This is a genomic window from Streptomyces sp. NPDC059816 (assembly GCF_042732055.1).
Lineage (GTDB): Bacteria > Actinomycetota > Actinomycetes > Streptomycetales > Streptomycetaceae > Streptomyces.
Window position 1 is genome coordinate 59,798 of record NZ_JBHWIQ010000030.1, and the last position, 16,438, is coordinate 76,235.

At 74.1% G+C, this 16,438-nt stretch carries 15 protein-coding genes and 1 pseudogene; 8 read left to right on the forward strand and 8 right to left on the reverse strand.

The genetic code is table 11. The features are described 5' to 3' along the window. Nucleotides 1-64: 64 nt before the first annotated feature. Nucleotides 65-1,108 carry an ABC transporter substrate-binding protein gene (locus ACFV88_RS30545; RefSeq protein ID WP_385495281.1) on the reverse strand — a complete coding sequence of 348 codons (1,044 nt, stop codon included), beginning with the start codon at nucleotides 1,106-1,108 and terminating at the stop codon, nucleotides 65-67. Nucleotides 1,109-1,319: 211 nt separating this feature from the next. On the opposite strand from ACFV88_RS30545, the pseudogene ACFV88_RS30550 reads away from it, so the two are divergent. Further along, nucleotides 1,320-2,666: pseudogene (locus ACFV88_RS30550) on the forward strand (hypothetical protein); the annotation flags it as partial. Nucleotides 2,667-3,058: 392 nt separating this feature from the next. Next, on the forward strand, nucleotides 3,059-3,211 hold the full coding sequence (locus ACFV88_RS30555) for a hypothetical protein (RefSeq protein ID WP_385495282.1): 153 nt from the start codon (nucleotides 3,059-3,061) through the stop codon (nucleotides 3,209-3,211). A gap of 133 nt (nucleotides 3,212-3,344) precedes the next feature. Here ACFV88_RS30555 and ACFV88_RS30560 read toward each other — a convergent pair whose 3' ends face one another. Together ACFV88_RS30560 and ACFV88_RS30565 are read right to left on the reverse strand one after the other, a co-directional pair. Beyond that, a complete protein-coding gene (locus ACFV88_RS30560) occupies nucleotides 3,345-4,091 on the reverse strand; it encodes a VOC family protein (protein ID WP_385495283.1) in 747 nt (248 codons plus the stop codon). 162 nt (nucleotides 4,092-4,253) lie between these two features. After that, on the reverse strand, nucleotides 4,254-5,330 hold the full coding sequence (locus tag ACFV88_RS30565; RefSeq protein WP_385495284.1) for a Zn-dependent alcohol dehydrogenase: 1,077 nt from the start codon (nucleotides 5,328-5,330) through the stop codon (nucleotides 4,254-4,256). 264 nt (nucleotides 5,331-5,594) lie between these two features. On the opposite strand from ACFV88_RS30565, the gene ACFV88_RS30570 reads away from it, so the two are divergent. From ACFV88_RS30570 to ACFV88_RS30590, 5 genes are all read left to right on the forward strand, one after another. Then, a complete protein-coding gene (locus ACFV88_RS30570) occupies nucleotides 5,595-5,765 on the forward strand; it encodes a hydrophobic protein (RefSeq protein ID WP_385495286.1) in 171 nt (56 codons plus the stop codon). A 68-nt stretch (nucleotides 5,766-5,833) separates the two neighbouring features. After that, nucleotides 5,834-6,181 carry a PRC-barrel domain containing protein gene (locus ACFV88_RS30575; RefSeq protein WP_385495287.1) on the forward strand — a complete coding sequence of 116 codons (348 nt, stop codon included), beginning with the start codon at nucleotides 5,834-5,836 and terminating at the stop codon, nucleotides 6,179-6,181. A 329-nt stretch (nucleotides 6,182-6,510) separates the two neighbouring features. Beyond that, on the forward strand, nucleotides 6,511-6,837 hold the full coding sequence (locus ACFV88_RS30580) for a thioredoxin family protein (protein ID WP_385495288.1): 327 nt from the start codon (nucleotides 6,511-6,513) through the stop codon (nucleotides 6,835-6,837). A 258-nt stretch (nucleotides 6,838-7,095) separates the two neighbouring features. Continuing rightward, the gene (locus tag ACFV88_RS30585) at nucleotides 7,096-7,797 is read left to right on the forward strand and encodes a response regulator transcription factor (RefSeq protein ID WP_385495289.1); all 702 of its coding nucleotides are present in this window, start codon (nucleotides 7,096-7,098) and stop codon (nucleotides 7,795-7,797) included. After that, a complete protein-coding gene (locus ACFV88_RS30590; protein WP_385495290.1) occupies nucleotides 7,794-9,518 on the forward strand; it encodes a sensor histidine kinase in 1,725 nt (574 codons plus the stop codon). Before ACFV88_RS30585 ends, ACFV88_RS30590 begins: the two co-directional genes overlap by 4 nt. 24 nt (nucleotides 9,519-9,542) lie before the next feature. Here ACFV88_RS30590 and ACFV88_RS30595 read toward each other — a convergent pair whose 3' ends face one another. From ACFV88_RS30595 to ACFV88_RS30610, 4 genes are all read right to left on the reverse strand, one after another. Then, nucleotides 9,543-10,745, reverse strand: coding sequence for an ABC transporter permease (locus tag ACFV88_RS30595; protein ID WP_385495291.1), 1,203 nt, complete (start codon nucleotides 10,743-10,745; stop codon nucleotides 9,543-9,545). Further along, a complete protein-coding gene (locus tag ACFV88_RS30600; protein ID WP_385495292.1) occupies nucleotides 10,742-11,476 on the reverse strand; it encodes an ABC transporter ATP-binding protein in 735 nt (244 codons plus the stop codon). Before ACFV88_RS30600 ends, ACFV88_RS30595 begins: the two co-directional genes overlap by 4 nt. Then, nucleotides 11,473-12,609, reverse strand: coding sequence for a peptidoglycan-binding protein (locus tag ACFV88_RS30605; protein WP_385495293.1), 1,137 nt, complete (start codon nucleotides 12,607-12,609; stop codon nucleotides 11,473-11,475). Before ACFV88_RS30605 ends, ACFV88_RS30600 begins: the two co-directional genes overlap by 4 nt. Before the next feature lie 120 nt (nucleotides 12,610-12,729). Beyond that, the gene (locus ACFV88_RS30610; protein WP_385495294.1) at nucleotides 12,730-13,266 is read right to left on the reverse strand and encodes a hypothetical protein; all 537 of its coding nucleotides are present in this window, start codon (nucleotides 13,264-13,266) and stop codon (nucleotides 12,730-12,732) included. A 442-nt stretch (nucleotides 13,267-13,708) separates the two neighbouring features. Here ACFV88_RS30610 and ACFV88_RS30615 point away from each other — a divergent pair, with 442 nt between their 5' ends. Next, on the forward strand, nucleotides 13,709-15,715 hold the full coding sequence (locus tag ACFV88_RS30615; protein WP_385495295.1) for a protein kinase: 2,007 nt from the start codon (nucleotides 13,709-13,711) through the stop codon (nucleotides 15,713-15,715). Between the two features lie 36 nt (nucleotides 15,716-15,751). Here the strand turns inward: ACFV88_RS30615 and ACFV88_RS30620 are convergent, their stop codons facing one another. Then, nucleotides 15,752-16,435, reverse strand: coding sequence for a class I SAM-dependent DNA methyltransferase (locus ACFV88_RS30620; RefSeq protein ID WP_385495297.1), 684 nt, complete (start codon nucleotides 16,433-16,435; stop codon nucleotides 15,752-15,754). Between the last annotated feature and the right edge of the window lie 3 nt (nucleotides 16,436-16,438).

Genomic DNA, 16,438 nt, shown 5'->3' on the forward strand with positions numbered 1-16,438 from the left:
GGCTACCTGCCCCGCGCGCTCCGCCGGACGGCCGATCCCCGTCGGCGCCGACGGGGAGGGGCGCTCACTTCAGGAGATGACCGCGCAGGTCGTCCAGGACCTCGTGGGCGGCGGTGACCCCGAGACCGAGGTACCAGGTCTCCTCGGGCACGTCCTCGGCCCGGCCCGCCTCGACCGCGCCCAGACCGTCCCACAGGGGGCTGTCCTCGACCTGGGACCGGTCGGTCTTCGCGGGGTCGCCGTAGACGCCGGTGAAGATCCAGTCGGCGTCGGCGTCGTCGATGCGTTCGGTGGACACGTTGGTGGACAGCTGGTCCGCCTGCTGGTTCTTCGGGCGCGGAATCCCGACGTCCTCCAGGATGGTGCCGATGAAGGACGCCCTGGCGTAGAGGCGGATCTCCCCCGGCATGTACCGGAGCATGGTGACGGTCGGCTTGTCGCCGCCGAGGTCCCGGCCGAGGTCCGCGGCCTTCTTCTCGTACGCGGCGAGGCCCGCCCGGGCCTGCGCGGTCCGGTCGAGGGCCGCCGCGTTGAGGAGGTAGTTCTCCTTCCAGGGGAAGCCGGGGCGCAGCGAGAGGACGGTCGGGGCGATCGCCTTCAGCTGTGCGTACTGGCTGGCCAGGCGGAACTGGGTGCCGAGGATCAGATCGGGCTTGAGGGCGGCGATCGCCTCCAGGTTCAGGGCGTTGACCGTGCCGACGCTCTTCGGGTCGCCGGCCTTCTCGCGCAGGTACGAGGGGAGTCGGGCGTCGCCTTCGGTGGGTGCGTAGCCGACGGGCTCGACGCCCAGCGAGGCGACGTTGTCGAGTTCGCCGACGTCGAGGACCACGACCCTCTTGGGCTGGGCGGGGATCTCGACCGTCCCCATGGCGTGCCTGACGGTACGGGGGAACTCGCCGGGGGCGGCGTCCGTGCCCAGTGCGGCGGTCTGCTCGATGACCTTGGCGAAGTCCTCTTCCACCGGCCCCGTGGCGGCACCGGCCTTGCGGTCCGTCCCGGTGGGGCCGGAGCCCGACTCCGTGGCGGAGTCGGAGCCGCAGGCGGTGAGGGCGAGGGCGGCGGCGACCGCGAGGGCGAGCGCGGTGGTGCCGCGGCGGGTCAGGGGCATGACGACTCCACAACAAGAAGTTAGGTTCGCCTTACCTTAAGCGCTTGCCGATGCGGGGCACTTGGCCGTCCCACAGGACGGACACCCAGCACGAACGGCACCGCGTCCCACACGGAACGCCCCATGACCACCCGTTGTGGTGGTCTTCGGGCGACGCGTGCCACGGCCGTGCGTGCGAAAACCTACCTTCGTCGCCGGAGGTGACCGAATCATGACGGTCCGTGCCGGCGAGACCACCGCCGAGAACGACCCATCAACAGCCCCCGCACCGCCGGGAGCCCGAACGAGGCCGGACGCCCTCGTGATCGCCGCGGACGGCGGCTACGCGGCTCGACTGGCCCTGGCGGCCGGCTCGGCCGACCGCTGGTTCCCCGAGCGCTGGACGCTGGACGGCCCCGAGCCGTACGCGGTACCGCTGCCGGGTCGCCAGCCCGAGGAGGCGGACACCGAGGTGCAACCGATGGCGGACGGCCGGGTGCTGCTGCGGCGGTCGGTCGCGGACCGGCACGAGTTCGCATTGGTGTACCCGACCGGCCCCGCGACCGGAGAGGTACGGCTCGGTGCGCTGCAACGGGGGCCGGCCACCGCGCGCTGGAGCCTGCTGCCGCCGGCGCCCTGCGGCAGCCGCGCCTATGCGCTCGACGCGGACGGGCGCGCCAGCCGGGTGTGGCTGGTGGCGGGCGGCGGCAACGGGCCCGAACTGGTCGCGGAGGTCCCGGGTCGCTGCACGGGCGGGGCCTGGCTCGACCGGACGGGGCGCCTGCTGGCCCTGGACCGGGAGTCCGGCGGCCGGACCAAGGCGGTCGCCGTCGACCTGGGACGGGGTGGTGCCGTGTCGCCGCTGCTCCAGATCGCGCAGGACAGCACCGATCGGCTGCTGCTCGCGGACCCGGACAGCGGGCTGTTGCTGATCCGTTCGGACGCCCCGTCGCCCGGGTGCGAGCGGTTGGGCTGGGGCGTGCTGGGCAGCACCCTCCCGGTCCGCTTCCCGGAGTGCCTGCGGCTGCCCGGACACACGGTGACGCCGTTCGCGGTGCAGCCGGGCCAGGCACTCGCACCGGAGGACTGCGGGGTCGCCCTGCGGGTCGACGGGGCGGGCGGCACCTGGCTCGGCGTCTGGCGCCCGGCGTTGCCCGGAGTTCGCCGACTGCGCCCGCCCCGGGGGTGGTTCCCCGGGGCGGGACGGTGGACCCGGGACGGGGAGCTGCGGTTGCCGTACGCCACCGGGGCGGTGCCCTGCGGGGTCGCCCGGCTGACGCCGGCCGCGCTCGCCGCGGGATCCGTCGGTACGGTCTTCGCGGCGGATCCCGCGGGTACGGTCTTCGCGGCGGCGAGCCCCACGGGCAACGTGCGGGGCGCGGACCGTCGTACGACGGCCCCGGACGCGGCGGACGCTGCTGCGGCCCCGGAGCACCCCGGGGTACTTGAGTCCCTCGGGGCCCTCGGATCCCTCAGGGCCCTCGGGGCCTTTGAGTCGCCGGTCGGGAACGAGGGTGACGGTGCGGGCCGCCCGAGCGGCCCGCCACGCCCGGGCTCCCCACCGGACCCGGGTGGCCCGGGTGGCCCGGGGGACTCAGTGGCAGCGGGGAGCACTGCGGGCGAGGGCGGTCCCGGTGTCACGGTGCCGACCGGGGGCGGGGGGACGAGGGTGCGGTGCGCCCCCGGATCCGGGGTCTGGCCGGGCGCCGGGGCGGTCTGGGGAGCGGGGGTGGCCGGAGCGCCGCCCGGCACCGGAGCGGGCCGCCGACCGCGCGGCGGGGTCGGCCCGGCGGGAAGCCCCGCGGGCACGGCGCCCGGAGGGGGTCGCGGCGAGGGCGGGGTGGGCGCCGCCCGGCCGGTTCCCCTACAACAGGCGCCCCTCACCGGGCGGGTGCCCTTCGGGAGCTGACGGGCCGCCGGCTAGAATCACCCGGCTGTTGTGAAGATCCTTCGACGGGGTGAACCTTTCCGATGACCGAGACCCAGACGGACCCGACCGCCGAACCGCGTGAGGCCGTGGAGAACGACGGCCACGGCCGGCACCGGGGGGCCGTGGCCCCCCACGACCAGGAGGAAGAGCCGCACGGCCGGCACCGCAGGACCAACTCCTCCCAGGAGGGGTAGCGGGAGGACGCCGTAGCGCCTCTGGGCGGGGGGAGTTCCGTAGCGACACCCCCCGCCCGTCCGATCCACCACAACGGCCCCGCCCCGCGGGGCCGTTGGCCTGTGCGGGGTCCGGGGCCGGCGCGGTGCTCCGTCAGCGGCGGGCCGGTCGGGTCAGCGGCGACTCGGGCGGCAGCACGCAGAACTCTCGGCCGTCGGGGTCGGCGAGCACCACAGGGCCGACCTGGCCCTGGCCGATGTCGATCCGCTCGGCCCCGAGGGAGACGAGGCGGTCGACCTCCGCCCGCTGGTCGCCGTCGGCGGGCGGAGCGAGGTCGAAGTGCAGTCGGCTCTTGCCGGTCCTCGGCAGCAGCGGCGGACCGCCCCAGGTGACCTTGGGGCCGCCGTGCGGCGAGCGGATCGCGGTCTCCTGGTCCTGGTCCCAGACCAACGGCCAGCCCAGGGCGCGGCTCCAGAAGTAGCCGACCTCCTGCGAACCGTCGCAGGCGAGCGCTCCGATGAACCCGCAGTCGGCGAGGAAGTTGTTGCCCGGCTCGATGACGCAGAACTCGTTGCCCTCGGGGTCGGCGAGCACCACATGGCTCACCTCGCCCTGGCCGATGTCGAGGTGGCGGGCCCCGAGTTCGAGCGCCCGCGCCACGGTCCGCTGCTGGTCGTCGAGGGACCGGCTCGTCAGGTCGAAGTGCAGCTGGTTCTGGCCGCTCTTGCGCTCCCGGGTCGCACGGAACCCGATCCGGAACCCGGTGTCGTCGTTCGGCAGGAGCACGGGGTCGCCGTGGGAGTCGTCGGTCAGCTCCCAGTCCAGGAACCCGGCCCAGAAGCGCGCCAGGCGGTGGGGGTCGTTCGCGTCGAAGCGGAGCGCGTGGAGGTGGGAAGTCATCCCTCGGTCATTCCGATCTGCCGGCCCGCTGCCCCGGCCCGCCGGTCGGGTAGGGCACTCCACCGGCGATGAGACGTTCGTCCAGGTCCTCTCCGGAGCCTGCCCAGCCCGCACCACCCGGTCAACTCATTAACGCACCGCGGACCCCGGGAATCCGGACGTTCAGAACTCGATGGAGGTGCGCAGTGCGCTGCCCGCGCGCATCTGCTCCAGTGCCTCGTTGATGTGCGCCAGCGGCACCCGGTGGGTGATCAGTCCTTCCAGGTCGACCCGGCCCGCCCGCCACAGTTCGACGGTCCGCCGGTACGAACGCACGGCGTCCCCGCCTCCGTACATCGAGGGCAGGATGCGCTTCTCGTGGAAGAACAGCTCGAACATGCTCAGGCGCAGGAAGTCGTCCGGGGCGCCCGCGCCGACGACGCAGAGGGTCCCGCCGCGCCGGGTGGTGTCGTAGGCGGTGCGTGCGGTGTCCGAGCGGCCGACGACCTCGAAGACGTAGTCGAAGCCCTCGCCCCCGGTGATCCGCTGGGTGGCGTCGGCGAGTTCGTCGGGGGCCACCGCCTCGGTGGCGCCGAACCGCAGGGCCGAATCGCGGCGGAAGGCGACCGGGTCGACCGCGACGATCCGGGCGGCGCCGCTGAGCCGGGCGCCCTGGACCACGGAGAGTCCCACCCCGCCGCAGCCGATCACCGCGACCGACGAACCGGCCTGGACCCGGGCGGTGTTGAGCACCGCACCGAGTCCGGTGGTGACCCCGCAGCCGATCAGGGCGGCGATGTCGAAGGGCACGTCGTCGGGGATCGGTACCGCGCTCGCCGCGTCGAGGACGACCTCTTCGGCGAAGGTCCCGGTCCCGGTGAACCCGAAGATGGGTCCGCCCGGGCGGCGGAAGTTGGGGGTGCGGGCGTTCCTGAACCCGGTCAGGCACAGCTGGGTCTGACCGCGTCCGCACGGGGGGCACCCGCCGCAGGCCGGCAGCCAACTGATCAGCACCCGGTCGCCGGGCCGGACGCTGCTCACCCGGTCCCCCACCTCGATGACCTCGCCGGCGCCCTCGTGGCCGGGGACGAACGGCGCGGGCTGCCGCAGGGTGCCGTCCATGGCGGACAGGTCGGAGTGACACAGCCCCGCGGCCCGGATCCGGACGCGCACCTTGCCGGGACCGAAACCGACCGCCTCGACGTCGTCGTGGACTTCCAGCTCGTCGTGCCCGGTCTCGTGCAGTACGGCTGCGCGCATGCTGTGGTTCCCCTTCACGGGACGGCGTCCGGCTGGCCCGGGAACCCGGGGTGTCCCGCACGGGTTCCTCCGACCTCCTCATCCTAGAACGCGTTCCAGTGTGGTGCCCGGGGCAGGGGCGGTGACCGGCGCCCCGGGGCCCGGCACCGCACGCGGACCGGTTCCCCTTCCGTGCTCCGCGGCCCGGCGGTACGGAAGGAACGGGTGCTTCTCCGTGTGGTCCGTCGTTCGGGGGGCACCCGAGGCTTCGGAGGTTGATACGACATGGTTCCGCTCCTACTGGCTCTTCTTCTCGTCGTTCTGCTCTTCGGCGCCGGATTCGCGCTGGAGGTCCTGTGGTGGGTCGCCGCCGTCGTCCTGGTGCTGTGGCTCATCGGTTTCCTGGTCCGCCCGGCCGGACCCGGCGGCGGCCGGGGCCGCTGGTACCGCTGGTAGCGGTCCGGCACCGGCTCGCCCCGTTTCTTCGTTCTTCGTCCTTCGTTCTTCTCACTCAAGGAGTCCTCATGCTCAACGGTCTGTGGAACTACCTGCCCACCGCCGGACACACCCGGGACGACGACCTCTCCGGATACCGGGTGGAGGCGTCGGACGGGCACATCGGCAAGGTGGACGAGTTCTCCAACGAGGTCGGCTCGCAGTACCTCGTCGTGGACACCGGAGTGTGGATCTTCGGCCGGAAGGTGATGCTTCCGGCGGCGACCGTCTCCCGCGTGGACAACGACGGGCGAACGCTGCACGTCTCCTGGACGAAGGACGAGATCAAGGCGTCCCCGGAGTTCGACGAGGACCGACACCTCGGAGATCCCGCCTACCGTGACCAACTCGGCGGCTACTACGGCGCCGGGCACTGAGTGGCCGGTTGCAACTTCGCGACGCGTTCTCCGAGGCCGGAGGGTCGTGACCGGCACCCGGGGCGCGCGGCCCGGCCGATGACCGTAGCGCATGGTCCTTGGGTACTCACGTCGCAAGTTCACACGTCTGTATGAATGCCGGCCGCAGCCAGGAGGCTGCCGGGGAGCGCAAGAGGGTCCCGTCGGCCATACGCCAGAGGGATCAGGACCTATTGCATCGGTATCACACGGTTTCACCTGCTGCGGGGCAGCCTCTGATCACCGGCTTCGGCTCATGCCGTCTCGCCGGGCCGCGCTCCTTCCCCCGTACCTGTGAAAGGACTGGTCCCATGGCAGGCACCGTCATCAACGTGACCGACGCGGACTTCGAGACGAAGGTGGTCAAGGGGGCCGGGCCGGTGCTGGCGGTCTTCCGCGCCGAGTGGTCCGCCCCCTGCCGAGCGCTCGACCCGGTGCTGACCGAGGTGGCGAAGGAGTACTCCGGCCGGCTGACCGTCGCCCGGCTCGACATCGACGAGAGCCCGCAGACGACGGAGAAGCAGGGGGTGACCCAGATCCCCACACTCCATGTGTTCAAGGGGGGCAAGATCGTCGGTACCTGGATCGGTCCCGCGAACAAGGCGCGGGTGGTCGCCCTGGTCACTGCGCACCTGTGAACCGCAGCACCCGGCCGGACCTCTGAGCATCCCGGGTCGCCGCCCGCCCCTGCTGCCATCCTCGTCGTCCAGGCCGACCGCGCCGGGTCGTCGCGGCAGTGCAGGGCACCGTCCCGCCGGCGGGTTGTCGTGGGGACGGACCCGCCGGGGAGCGGGCCCCTGCCGGCGGGGCCCGCGGGCCGGTCCGCCCACGAGCGGCGGACCGGCCCGTACGCCTGTACTACCGTGGCCGCAACCACCACGGGAGCGGAGACAACCTTGGGCGCACGCATCCTGGTCGCCGAGGACGACGCCAAGCACGCGGGGTTGATCCGCATCTACCTGGAGCAGGACGGGCACGCCGTGCACGTGGCGGGCGACGGCCGGGCCGCCCTCGACCGGGCGCGCACCGCCCGGCCCGACCTCGTGGTGCTGGACGTGATGCTGCCGGGGATCGACGGACTCGACATCTGCCGCATCCTGCGCGCCGAGTCGGACGTGCCGATCCTGCTGGTCACCGCCCGCACCACGGAGGAGGACATCCTGCTGGGGCTCGACCTCGGCGCCGACGACTACCTCACCAAACCGTGCAGCCCCCGCGAACTCGCCGCCCGGGTAAGAGCGTTGTTACGACGATCCGGGAAGGCGACGGACGGGGAGCCCGCGGTGCTGCGGGTCGGCGGCATGGAGGTCGACACCGTCCGCTTCGAGGTGCGGCTGTCGGGTCGGACGGTGACACTGACGTCCAAGGAGTTCGGCATCCTCGAAACACTGGCCCGGGAGCCCGGCCGGGTCTTCACCCGGGCCCAGATCATCGAGCGGGCCTTCGGCTTCGACCACGACGTCCTCGAACGCACGGTGGACGCCCATGTGATGAACCTGCGCCGCAAGTTGGAGCAGGACCCGACGCACCCGCGACACCTGGAGACGGTCTACGGGCGGGGCTACCGGATCACGGACGGTGGTACGGCGCGCCCATGAGCTTCCGGGTCCGGCTGATGGCGCTCCTGATGCTGGTCGCCGTGGCCGCCACCGCAGCGACCGCCTGGTTGACGCTGCGTCAAGTCTCGCGCCAGGTGCAGGAGTCGGCCGATGCCGACCGTGCCGACATCCGGGTCATCGACCAACGGCTGCGCCATCACGCGGTGCGCCACGGCACCTGGGACGGCGTGGCGGACGTCCTGCGGGCGCTGGCCGAGGAGACGGGTCAGCGCATCAGGATCCAGGACGAGGCGGGCGACAACGCCCTGGACTCGGACGCGCTGGCCGGTCGCACGCCCCGCCCCGCCGGAGCCGCACCGCCGATCCTGGTCGACCCCCGACCGCGGCTCACCGACCGGCCGAAGCCCGTGGCGGTTTCGGGGGCCCTGGTGAAGCAGAGCATCGGCCCCATCGCCGCGTACCCGGAGTCCGTCGCGTTCGCCGAGTGCCTGGCCCGCTCCGGCATCGAGCCGGAGCTCACCCGTGACGACCTCGGCATCCCGGTGTACCGGGGCCCCGGCGGCAGCGAGCAGAGCGGCTCCTGCACCTTGCGGAACGCGTCCGCGAGGGAGCTCGACGCGGTGGTTGACGCCCTCCAGCAGTGTGTGGACGTTCCCCTGGGCGAGGCCGCGAACTGTGTGGACCGGGTGTTCGTGACCCGCGCCGGCACGGTCGGTCCCCAACCGCTGCGGGTGTCCCTGGGTGCCCTCGACGACGCGGGGTTGATGGTCGAGCGGAAACCGGCCGTGCTCGCCGCGCTGGGGGTCGCCGGGGCCGCCGTGCTCGGGGCGCTCCTGCTGAGTCGGGCGGTGCTGCGGCCGGTGAAGGCCCTGACGGCGGCGGCGTGCAGCCTCGGGGAAGGGGAACTCGTGCAGCGGGTCCCCGCCTCCGGCAGCGACGAGATCGGCGAACTGGGCCGCTCCTTCAACCGGATGGCGGATTCGTTGGCGGCCAGCGAGCGGCGCCAGCGGCAGCTCATCGGGGACATCGCCCATGAGCTGCGCACGCCCCTGGGCAACCTGCGGGGGTACCTGGAGGCGATCCAGGACGGGTTCGTGGAGGTCACCCCGGAGCTCCTCGCCTCCCTGCACGAGGAGGCGATGTTGCAGCAGCGCGTCGTGGACGACCTCCAGGACCTCGCACTCGCCGAGGCTGGAGCGCTGACCTACCACCGCACGGACCTGGACGCCCGGGACCTGTTGACGGCCTGCGCCACGGCCCACCGTGCCCTCGCCGGCGAGGCGGGCGTCGCGGTGGAGGTCGCTGCGCACCCGGTTCCGGCCCCGGTGCACGGCGATCCGGCGCGGTTGCGGCAGGCACTGTCCAACCTGGTCGGCAATGCGGTACGGCACACCGGGAGCGGTGGCCGGGTGACGCTGCGGGTGGTTCACCCCGCGGCCGGGCCCGGCGGAGCGGACGGGGTCGGCCTGGTGGTGCGGGACACCGGGAGCGGGATTCCCCCGGACCAACTGCCCCACCTGTTCGACCGTTTCTGGCGGGCGGACGGGGCCCGGGGGCGGGCCACCGGGGGCAGCGGGTTGGGGCTGCCCATCGCCCGGCAGATCGTCGCGGACCACGGCGGGACCGTCACCGTCAGCAGCGAGGTCGGCCGCGGCACCGCCTTCACGGTGACGCTCCCCGCTCCCCCGGCGCCCCGTACACCCGACACGCCGCCCGCACCGACCGCACCGACCGCACCGACCGGCGGGGACGGTAGCTGACGGCACGGGGACGGCCGGGGGCGATCAGGTGCCCGCCAAGGCCTCCGTGGGCGCCAGCCGGCTGGCCCGCACCGCCGGATACAGCCCGGCCAGGGCCCCGATGACCAGCGTCGATCCGGTGCCCGCAGCCGAAGCCCAGGCCGGAACCACCGCGGGCCACTCCCGCGACACCGCGTACCCGGCGGTGATCAGCACCCCCAACACCGTTCCGGCGACCCCGCCGAGCACGGAGAGCAGCAGGGACTCCATCACGAACTGGAGGCGGATCTGTCCACGGGTCGCTCCCAGCGCCCGCCGCAGTCCGATCTCGGAACGGCGCTCCAGCACCGAGATGACCATGGTGTTCCCCACCCCGACGCCACCCACCAGCAGGGCGACCCCGCCGAGCCCCAGCAGCAGTCCGGTCAGCGCGGACTCGGTGGCCTCCCGGGCGGCGAGCGCATCGGAGGGCCGGGAGATCAACACCTCGGAGGACCGCTCCGGGTGCGCGGTCGCGGCGACGACCGCGCGGACCTCGTTCACCCGGTCCTCCGCGGCCCGTACGTAGACCGTCGTGGGGGTGCCGTCGTGCTCCAGGTACCGTTCCGCGGCCCCGGCGCCGACCAGCGCCGAACGGTCGATCTGCGGAGCCAGCGGGACCGGGCGCAACACCCCGATCAGCGAGAACCACCGGCCGCCCAGCCAGAGCCGGGTGCCGGGCGCGCTCACGTCGAGCCGCCGTGCCGCCTCCGCGCCGAGCACCACCGTCGGGGCCCGTTCGGTGGCCGGATCGTGCCAGCGTCCGCGCCCGACCTCCGCACCGATCACCGGCAGCAGCCCCCGGCCGGCGGCGACCACGTCGATCCCGCCGGTGCGGCCCACCGGAATGTTCTCGTTGCGGTAGACGCGGGCGGAGGTCAGCCCCGTGGCGTCGGCCCGCAGCACCGGGGGGATGCGGCGGATCATCGTGGTGGCCTCGGCGGGCAGCCGGGTCTGCTGGCCCTCCGCGTCGCGACCGGGTTCGATCCGCAGCAGGTTGGTGCCGAGCGCGTCCAGCCGGCGGTCCACCTCCGCCTGGCTGGAAGCCGAGATCCCGACGACCGCGATCATCGCGGCCACCCCGATGGCGACGCCCAGCGCGGACAGGAACACCCGTAGCGGACGGGTGCGCAGACCGGTGCCGCCGAGTCGGACGAGGTCCCGTCCCCGCAGTCGGGCGGGCCGCAGCACGTCCCGCCGCCCGGTCACCGCAGCACCGCCGCACCGGCCGGGCGGTCGACCCTACTGCCGGTGCCGGTGCCGGTACGGGCTCCGGTGTCGTTGACCAGTCGGCCGTCCCGCATCTCGATCCGTCGGGGCAGACCGGCGGCGATCTCCCGGTCATGGGTGATGACGACGACCGTGGTGCCCGAGCCGTGGAGTTCCCGGAGCAGTGCCAGGACCGCGGCGCCGGACGCGGAGTCGAGGTTGCCGGTCGGCTCGTCGGCGAGCAGCAGCGCCGGCGCGCCGACCACCGCCCGGGCGACGGCGGCCCGTTGGCGTTCGCCGCCGGAGAGTTGGTGCGGCAGGTGCTGCGTCCGGTGGGCCAGACCCACCCGGTCGAGCACCTCGGCGGCCTCGGCCCGCCGTCTGCGGGGGGCGGCCCCCGCGTAGAGGAGCCCGTCGGCGACGGCGTCCAGGATCGGGACGCCGACCGCGAGGTGGAACTGTTGGAACACGAAGCCGATCCGCCGGGCCCGCAGCGCGGACACCTCACGGTCGGTGAGGGCGGCGGTGTCGTGGCCGTCCACGAGGACCCGGCCGGTGGTGGGCCGGTCCAGGGTGCCCATCAGGTTCAGCAGGCTGGACTTGCCGGAACCGGACGGGCCGACGACGGCGACGAGTTCGCCGGGGGCGAGGGACAGGTCGACGTCCTCGACCGCGTGCACCCCCGCGGGGTACGTCTTCGAGACCCGCTCGAACCGCACGACGTCCGTCACTGCGGGATCCTCACCTTCAGGCCCTCGCGGAGCCCTGCGCCGCGGACCTCCACCATGCCGTTCGCGAACAGTCCCGTGCGGACCGCCACGAAACGGCCCTCGGGTTCGACGAGTTCCAGGCCGTGGCCGCCCTCCGCGAGGGCGACGAGCGCGGACACGGGCACGGACAGCACCCCCGCGCGGCGCTCGCGCACGTAGCGGACGGTGACGGGTGCGCTCTCCATCCGGCCGAGCGCGCTCGGGTCGTCGAGGGTGATCGTCACGGGGAAGGTCGCGGTCCCGCGCCCGGTGTCGCCGCCGCCCTCGCCTTCTCCCCCGCCGCCCTCGGCCGCGGTCATCCGTTTGCCCACCGACGAGACCTTGCCGTCCACCGGTTCGGCTCCGGGCAGTTCGACGGTGACCTCGGTGCCGCGGGTGGCCCAGGCTCCGTCCTCGGCCGAGGCGTCGACGGTCACCCGGCGGGCGCCCCCGGTGTAGGAGAGTGCCTCGGACGTGGCCTCGGCACCGATCCGGACGCCCACGTCGCCGACCCTGATCCGGCCGGAGGCGTACACGACGTCCCCGACCGTGATCCGGCCCGTCCGGGGCACGCCCAGGTGCCGCTGCCAGCGTTTGACGGCCTCCGCGGTCTTGGCGGTGTACTCGTCGTCCACGGTGAAGTCGGTGTAGCCGAGCGCGGCGAGGTTCGACTCGAACTGCCGTACGTCCATCCCCTTCGTCCCCTCGACGGAGTCCCCGGCCCTTCCGCCCCCGGACCCTGCGGAACCGGAACCCTCCGCATCCGACCCCTCGGAGCCGGTGCCACCCGGGCCGAGCGCGCGGTACATCGGCAGGGCCCCGTACAGCAGCACCACCGGCCGGTCGTCGACCTTCAGCAGGGTCTCGCCGCGGCTGACCAGGTCGCCGCGTTCGGGCAGCCAGGTCACGGTCCCCGTCGCCTTGAGCGGAACGGGGACCTCCTTGCCGTACCCCAACTTGCCGTCCACCGAGGTCTGGTCGACCAGGGTGCGACGCGCGACCTCCACCACCGAGCCGGCCCGCCCCGGGTCGGCGTCCGCCCCGTCGCCGCCGCCGAGGTCGAGCCCGAAGGCCCCCGCTCCCGCCACGACCGCCACCACGACGGCGGCGGACACCACGAGGAGCGTCCGGCGGCGCCCCGGGCCGGCCGACCGACCGCGCACCCCGCGCGTGCGTCCCGTCCGGGTCCCGGCGGCCCTCTCCGGGTCCTGACCCGTCCCTGTGTCCGTCATCGCTCAGCCCCGGGCCCCGCCGGGCGGGAGGGTCGGGTTGCCCAGGATCGGCTCGCAGATCCGGCTCGCGCGCTTGGCCCCCGAACTGTTCTGGTTCCACTCCTCCTGGGAGGAGCGGCCCTCGGCGTCCACGTCGGGGTAGTCGGGGGCGCCCTGCTCCTGCATGCAGGTGGCGTAACGCTTCTGCTTCTTGATCTCCTTGGCGCTCGGCTTCGGCTCGTTGCGCCGTTCCAGTTCCGCGGGCACGGGCAGGGAGTGGTGCTTGCAGGTGTTCTGCGCCTTGGCGAACTCCGGGTCCGCCTTCAGGGCCCGGGGGTCGCCCTCGAACTCGTAGCGCCCCTTGGAGTCCGGGTCACTGGACGTGAACCCCTCCTCCTCCATGCAGCGGACGTACTTCTTCTGCGCCTCCAGGTACCGGGTGATCTCGTCCTCGGCGTTCGCGTCGGACCCGGCCTTCGCACCGCTGTTCACCGAGGGCACCCCGGGGCCGTCGTCCTGTGCGCCGCAGGCGGTCAGGGCCAGCAGGAGCAGGGGTGTCACCAGCGCCCACCGGCCCGGTGCTCCGCGCCGTGCCGCCCCCGGTCGTCCCGCCGGGTTCCTCGTCGTGTGCCTCACTACCGGGTGTCCTTCCCTGGTTCACGGGCGGGGCGGAGGGGCTGGTCAGACCCCGCCGCCCCGCCTCCTTGTCGCCCGGCCGCGCGCGTTCCCCCGTGGTCGGGCAGGGCGACGGTAGGACGGAGGTGATGAAGAACCGTTGAAGAACCTGTCCCCCACCCGTGTGTTCGCCGGCGCGCCCGGAGGAGGCCCGCCCTGCGCGCGTCCAGAGCCCGCGCCCCCGCGCGCTTCCCGTGTGCCGTGGCGGTCCCCGCAACCCTCCGTCCGCTGCCGCACCGCTCCCCTACGCTCCGTCGCGCGGGGCCGCTCCACGACCGGCGGCCCGGCCCGACCACCGCGGGGAGCAGGAACATGGCGGGACACGGAGATGGCTAGGCCCGGACAACGGATCAGCGACCGGTACCGTCTGGTCCGGCTGATCGGCTCGGGCGGAATGGGCGAGGTCTGGCTCGCCCACGACGAGCTGCTCGGCCGTCGGGTCGCCGTCAAGAGCGCCCGGGTGGACAGCGCGAAGGCGCGGCGCCGGCTCAAGGCCGAGGCCAGCAACGGCGGTCGGCAGGTCCACCCCCACCTCGTCGGGGTGTTCGACCTCGTGACGACCGGACCCGCCTGCTGGATCGTCATGGAGTACGTCCCGGGGCACAGCCTCGCCCGGATGGTCCGTACCGGCGGGCCCCTCGACGGGGCGGGGGTGGCAGCGCTGGGCCGGCAGATCGCCGATGCGCTGGTCGCGACGCACGCCGAGGGCGTGGTGCACGGCGATGTCACCCCGGAGAACGTCCTGGTCACCGAAGGGGGGCTGGCCAAGCTCACCGACTTCGGGATCTCCCGGGCCCTGTGGCGGGAGTACGTCCGCAGCCACACGCTCTCGGTCCGGGGCAAGCCGCCCTACCTGGCCCCGGAGGTCGCCCGGGGCATCACCGCCGGGCCCGCGTCCGACGTGTTCGGTCTGGGCGCCACCCTGTACGCGGCGGTCGAGGGGCGCTCCCCGTACGGCGAGGCAGATCACCCCGTGGTGTACGTGGCCCGGGCCCAGCAGGGCGCCGTCGATCCGCCGCGTCGGGCCGCGGGGGTCCTGGCCCGGGTCCTGACGGCGCTGTTGGCGGCGGAACCCGGTGACCGTCCCGACGCGGCCGAGGCGTCCGCGATGCTCGGCGGGGCAGCCGGCCCGGTCGCCCCGCCGTTGCCCGCGCGGGGTGCGCCCGGGCCGGGAGGGCGCGCCGGGGCCGGGGTGCCGGTGTGGCCGCAGGCGGCGGGGTTCACCGTCACCAACGGGTCCGGGGACACCCAGGGCTGGTCGTCCGCCCCGGCGACACCGCTTGAGGAGGCCGAGGAACCGCGTGCGCCCCTGCCCCCGAGTGCGCTCCCCGCGCGGGCTGGGCTCACACGCCGGTTCACCCGCCCCGTCGTGCGCGCTGTGGTGGGCGCGCTGGTCCTGGCGGTGGGCCTCGGCCCGGGGGTGCCCTGGTGGTCCGACCGCCCGGGGAGTGACCCGGACCGGCCGTCCGGCCCGCGGGCCGTCCTGGGTGAGGCGCGGGCGGCCGATCCGTGCGCCCTGCTCGACCCGGCGGCGTTCACCGCGTACGGGTCCGCCGTCGAGCACCCGGTGTACGGGGCGTTCGACCGCTGTGACGTGCTGCTGTACGCCCGTGACGAGGACGGCCGGCGGGGCGCCGAACTGCTCGCCGACATCCAGGTGGACTTCGCCGGCGAACCGGTCGAGTTCGATGCGCACGTGCCCCGGCGGAAGACGGGTGCGGTGACGGTGGCCGAACTCCCGGCGCAGAGCGGTGAATGCGTACGCAACCTCCAGCTCGCGGACGGCAACCAGGTCTGGCTGGCGGTGGAACGGGAGGCCGCCGGGGCGCCCGCACTCTGCACCCTGGCCCGGACCGCGGTCGACCACGCGGCGGAGGTCCTGAACCGGGGTCCGGTGCCGGAGCGGCCCGCCGATTTCGCCGCCGCTTCACTGGCCCGGGTGGACGGTTGCCGGCTGCTGGACGCGGCGGCGCTCGCCGTGGTCCCCGGGATCGACCCGCACGACGGGCACCCCGACTTCGCGCATTGGGGGTGCGGGTGGGCGGGCGACACGGACGACGTGGCGGTGGGCCTCGACTTCGACCGGGACAACTCGCTCACCGACGACGGCTCCCCCGCCCGGTTCGGCGGGCGACCCGGCGCGGTGTCGCCCGGAGAGGCGGGCGAGGGGTCGTGCGTGGTCCGCGTCCAGCACCGTGCGTACCCGGGGAGCCGGGGCGAGCGCACGATCGAGTTGGTGGCGGTGACCGTGCGGGGCCCCTGGAAGGCCGCCACGGCGTGCGAGCGGGCCGAGGAGTTGGGTACGGCCGTGGCCCGACGACTGCCCGCGGTGTGACGGCCCCGGGGTGACGTCCGCCCGCCCGCTCTCGGTTCACCCCGTGCCGTGGGGCTCCGCGGGGGCGTGGGCGAACACGAAGGCCTGCGGTGCGCGTTCGGGGAAGGGCCCGTCCACATCGCGTTGCCGCAGCGTGGTCGACCGCACGGACAGGCCGGCCGCGGTGAGGAGTTCGGCCATCCGCTCCGGGGTGCGGCGGTGGAAGTCGAGGGCGACGGGGTGCCCGTACGCCTCGCTGAGCCGCAGCGGCACGGTGCCCGACTGGAAGCCGAGCAACAGCTGACCGCCGGGGGCGAGGACCCGGGCGAACTCCGCGAGGGCGCGCGGCAGGTGGTCGTCGGGCACGTGGATGGTCGAGTACCAGGCGAGGACACCGCCGAGGCTGTGGTCGGGCACGTCGAGGTCCAGCATCGACCCGACCGTGAACGTGCACCCGGGGTGGGTCGCCCGGGCCACGTCCACCATGCCCGGGGACAGGTCGACCCCGGTGACGGGCACCCCGAGGTCCGTGAGGTGGGCGGTCACCCGGCCCGTGCCGCAGCCCACGTCCAGCACGGGCAGCGGCGAGGGGGCCGCCAGCACCTGTTCGGCGAAGAGCCCGAGGAGCGCGCGTTCCATCGGCTTGGCGTCGAGTTCGCCGCGGGCACGGGCCTCGTAGTCGACGGCGAGGGTGTCGTAGGAGGTACGGGTGGCGTGGAGGAAGTCCGGCTCGGTGGTCACGGG

Bases quoted from the DNA above. Each gene is read 5' to 3' on its own strand.
- ACFV88_RS30570 (WP_385495286.1), top strand. From the start codon at position 5,595: ATGGTTCCGCTCCTACTGGCTCTTCTTCTCGTCGTTCTGCTCTTCGGC.
- ACFV88_RS30615 (WP_385495295.1), top strand. From the start codon at position 13,709: ATGGCTAGGCCCGGACAACGGATCAGCGACCGGTACCGTCTGGTCCGG.
- ACFV88_RS30555 (WP_385495282.1), top strand. From the start codon at position 3,059: ATGACCGAGACCCAGACGGACCCGACCGCCGAACCGCGTGAGGCCGTG.
- ACFV88_RS30590 (WP_385495290.1), top strand. From the start codon at position 7,794: ATGAGCTTCCGGGTCCGGCTGATGGCGCTCCTGATGCTGGTCGCCGTG.
- ACFV88_RS30565 (WP_385495284.1), bottom strand. From the start codon at position 5,330: ATGCGCGCAGCCGTACTGCACGAGACCGGGCACGACGAGCTGGAAGTC.
- ACFV88_RS30545 (WP_385495281.1), bottom strand. From the start codon at position 1,108: ATGCCCCTGACCCGCCGCGGCACCACCGCGCTCGCCCTCGCGGTCGCC.
- ACFV88_RS30575 (WP_385495287.1), top strand. From the start codon at position 5,834: ATGCTCAACGGTCTGTGGAACTACCTGCCCACCGCCGGACACACCCGG.
- ACFV88_RS30580 (WP_385495288.1), top strand. From the start codon at position 6,511: ATGGCAGGCACCGTCATCAACGTGACCGACGCGGACTTCGAGACGAAG.
- ACFV88_RS30560 (WP_385495283.1), bottom strand. From the start codon at position 4,091: ATGACTTCCCACCTCCACGCGCTCCGCTTCGACGCGAACGACCCCCAC.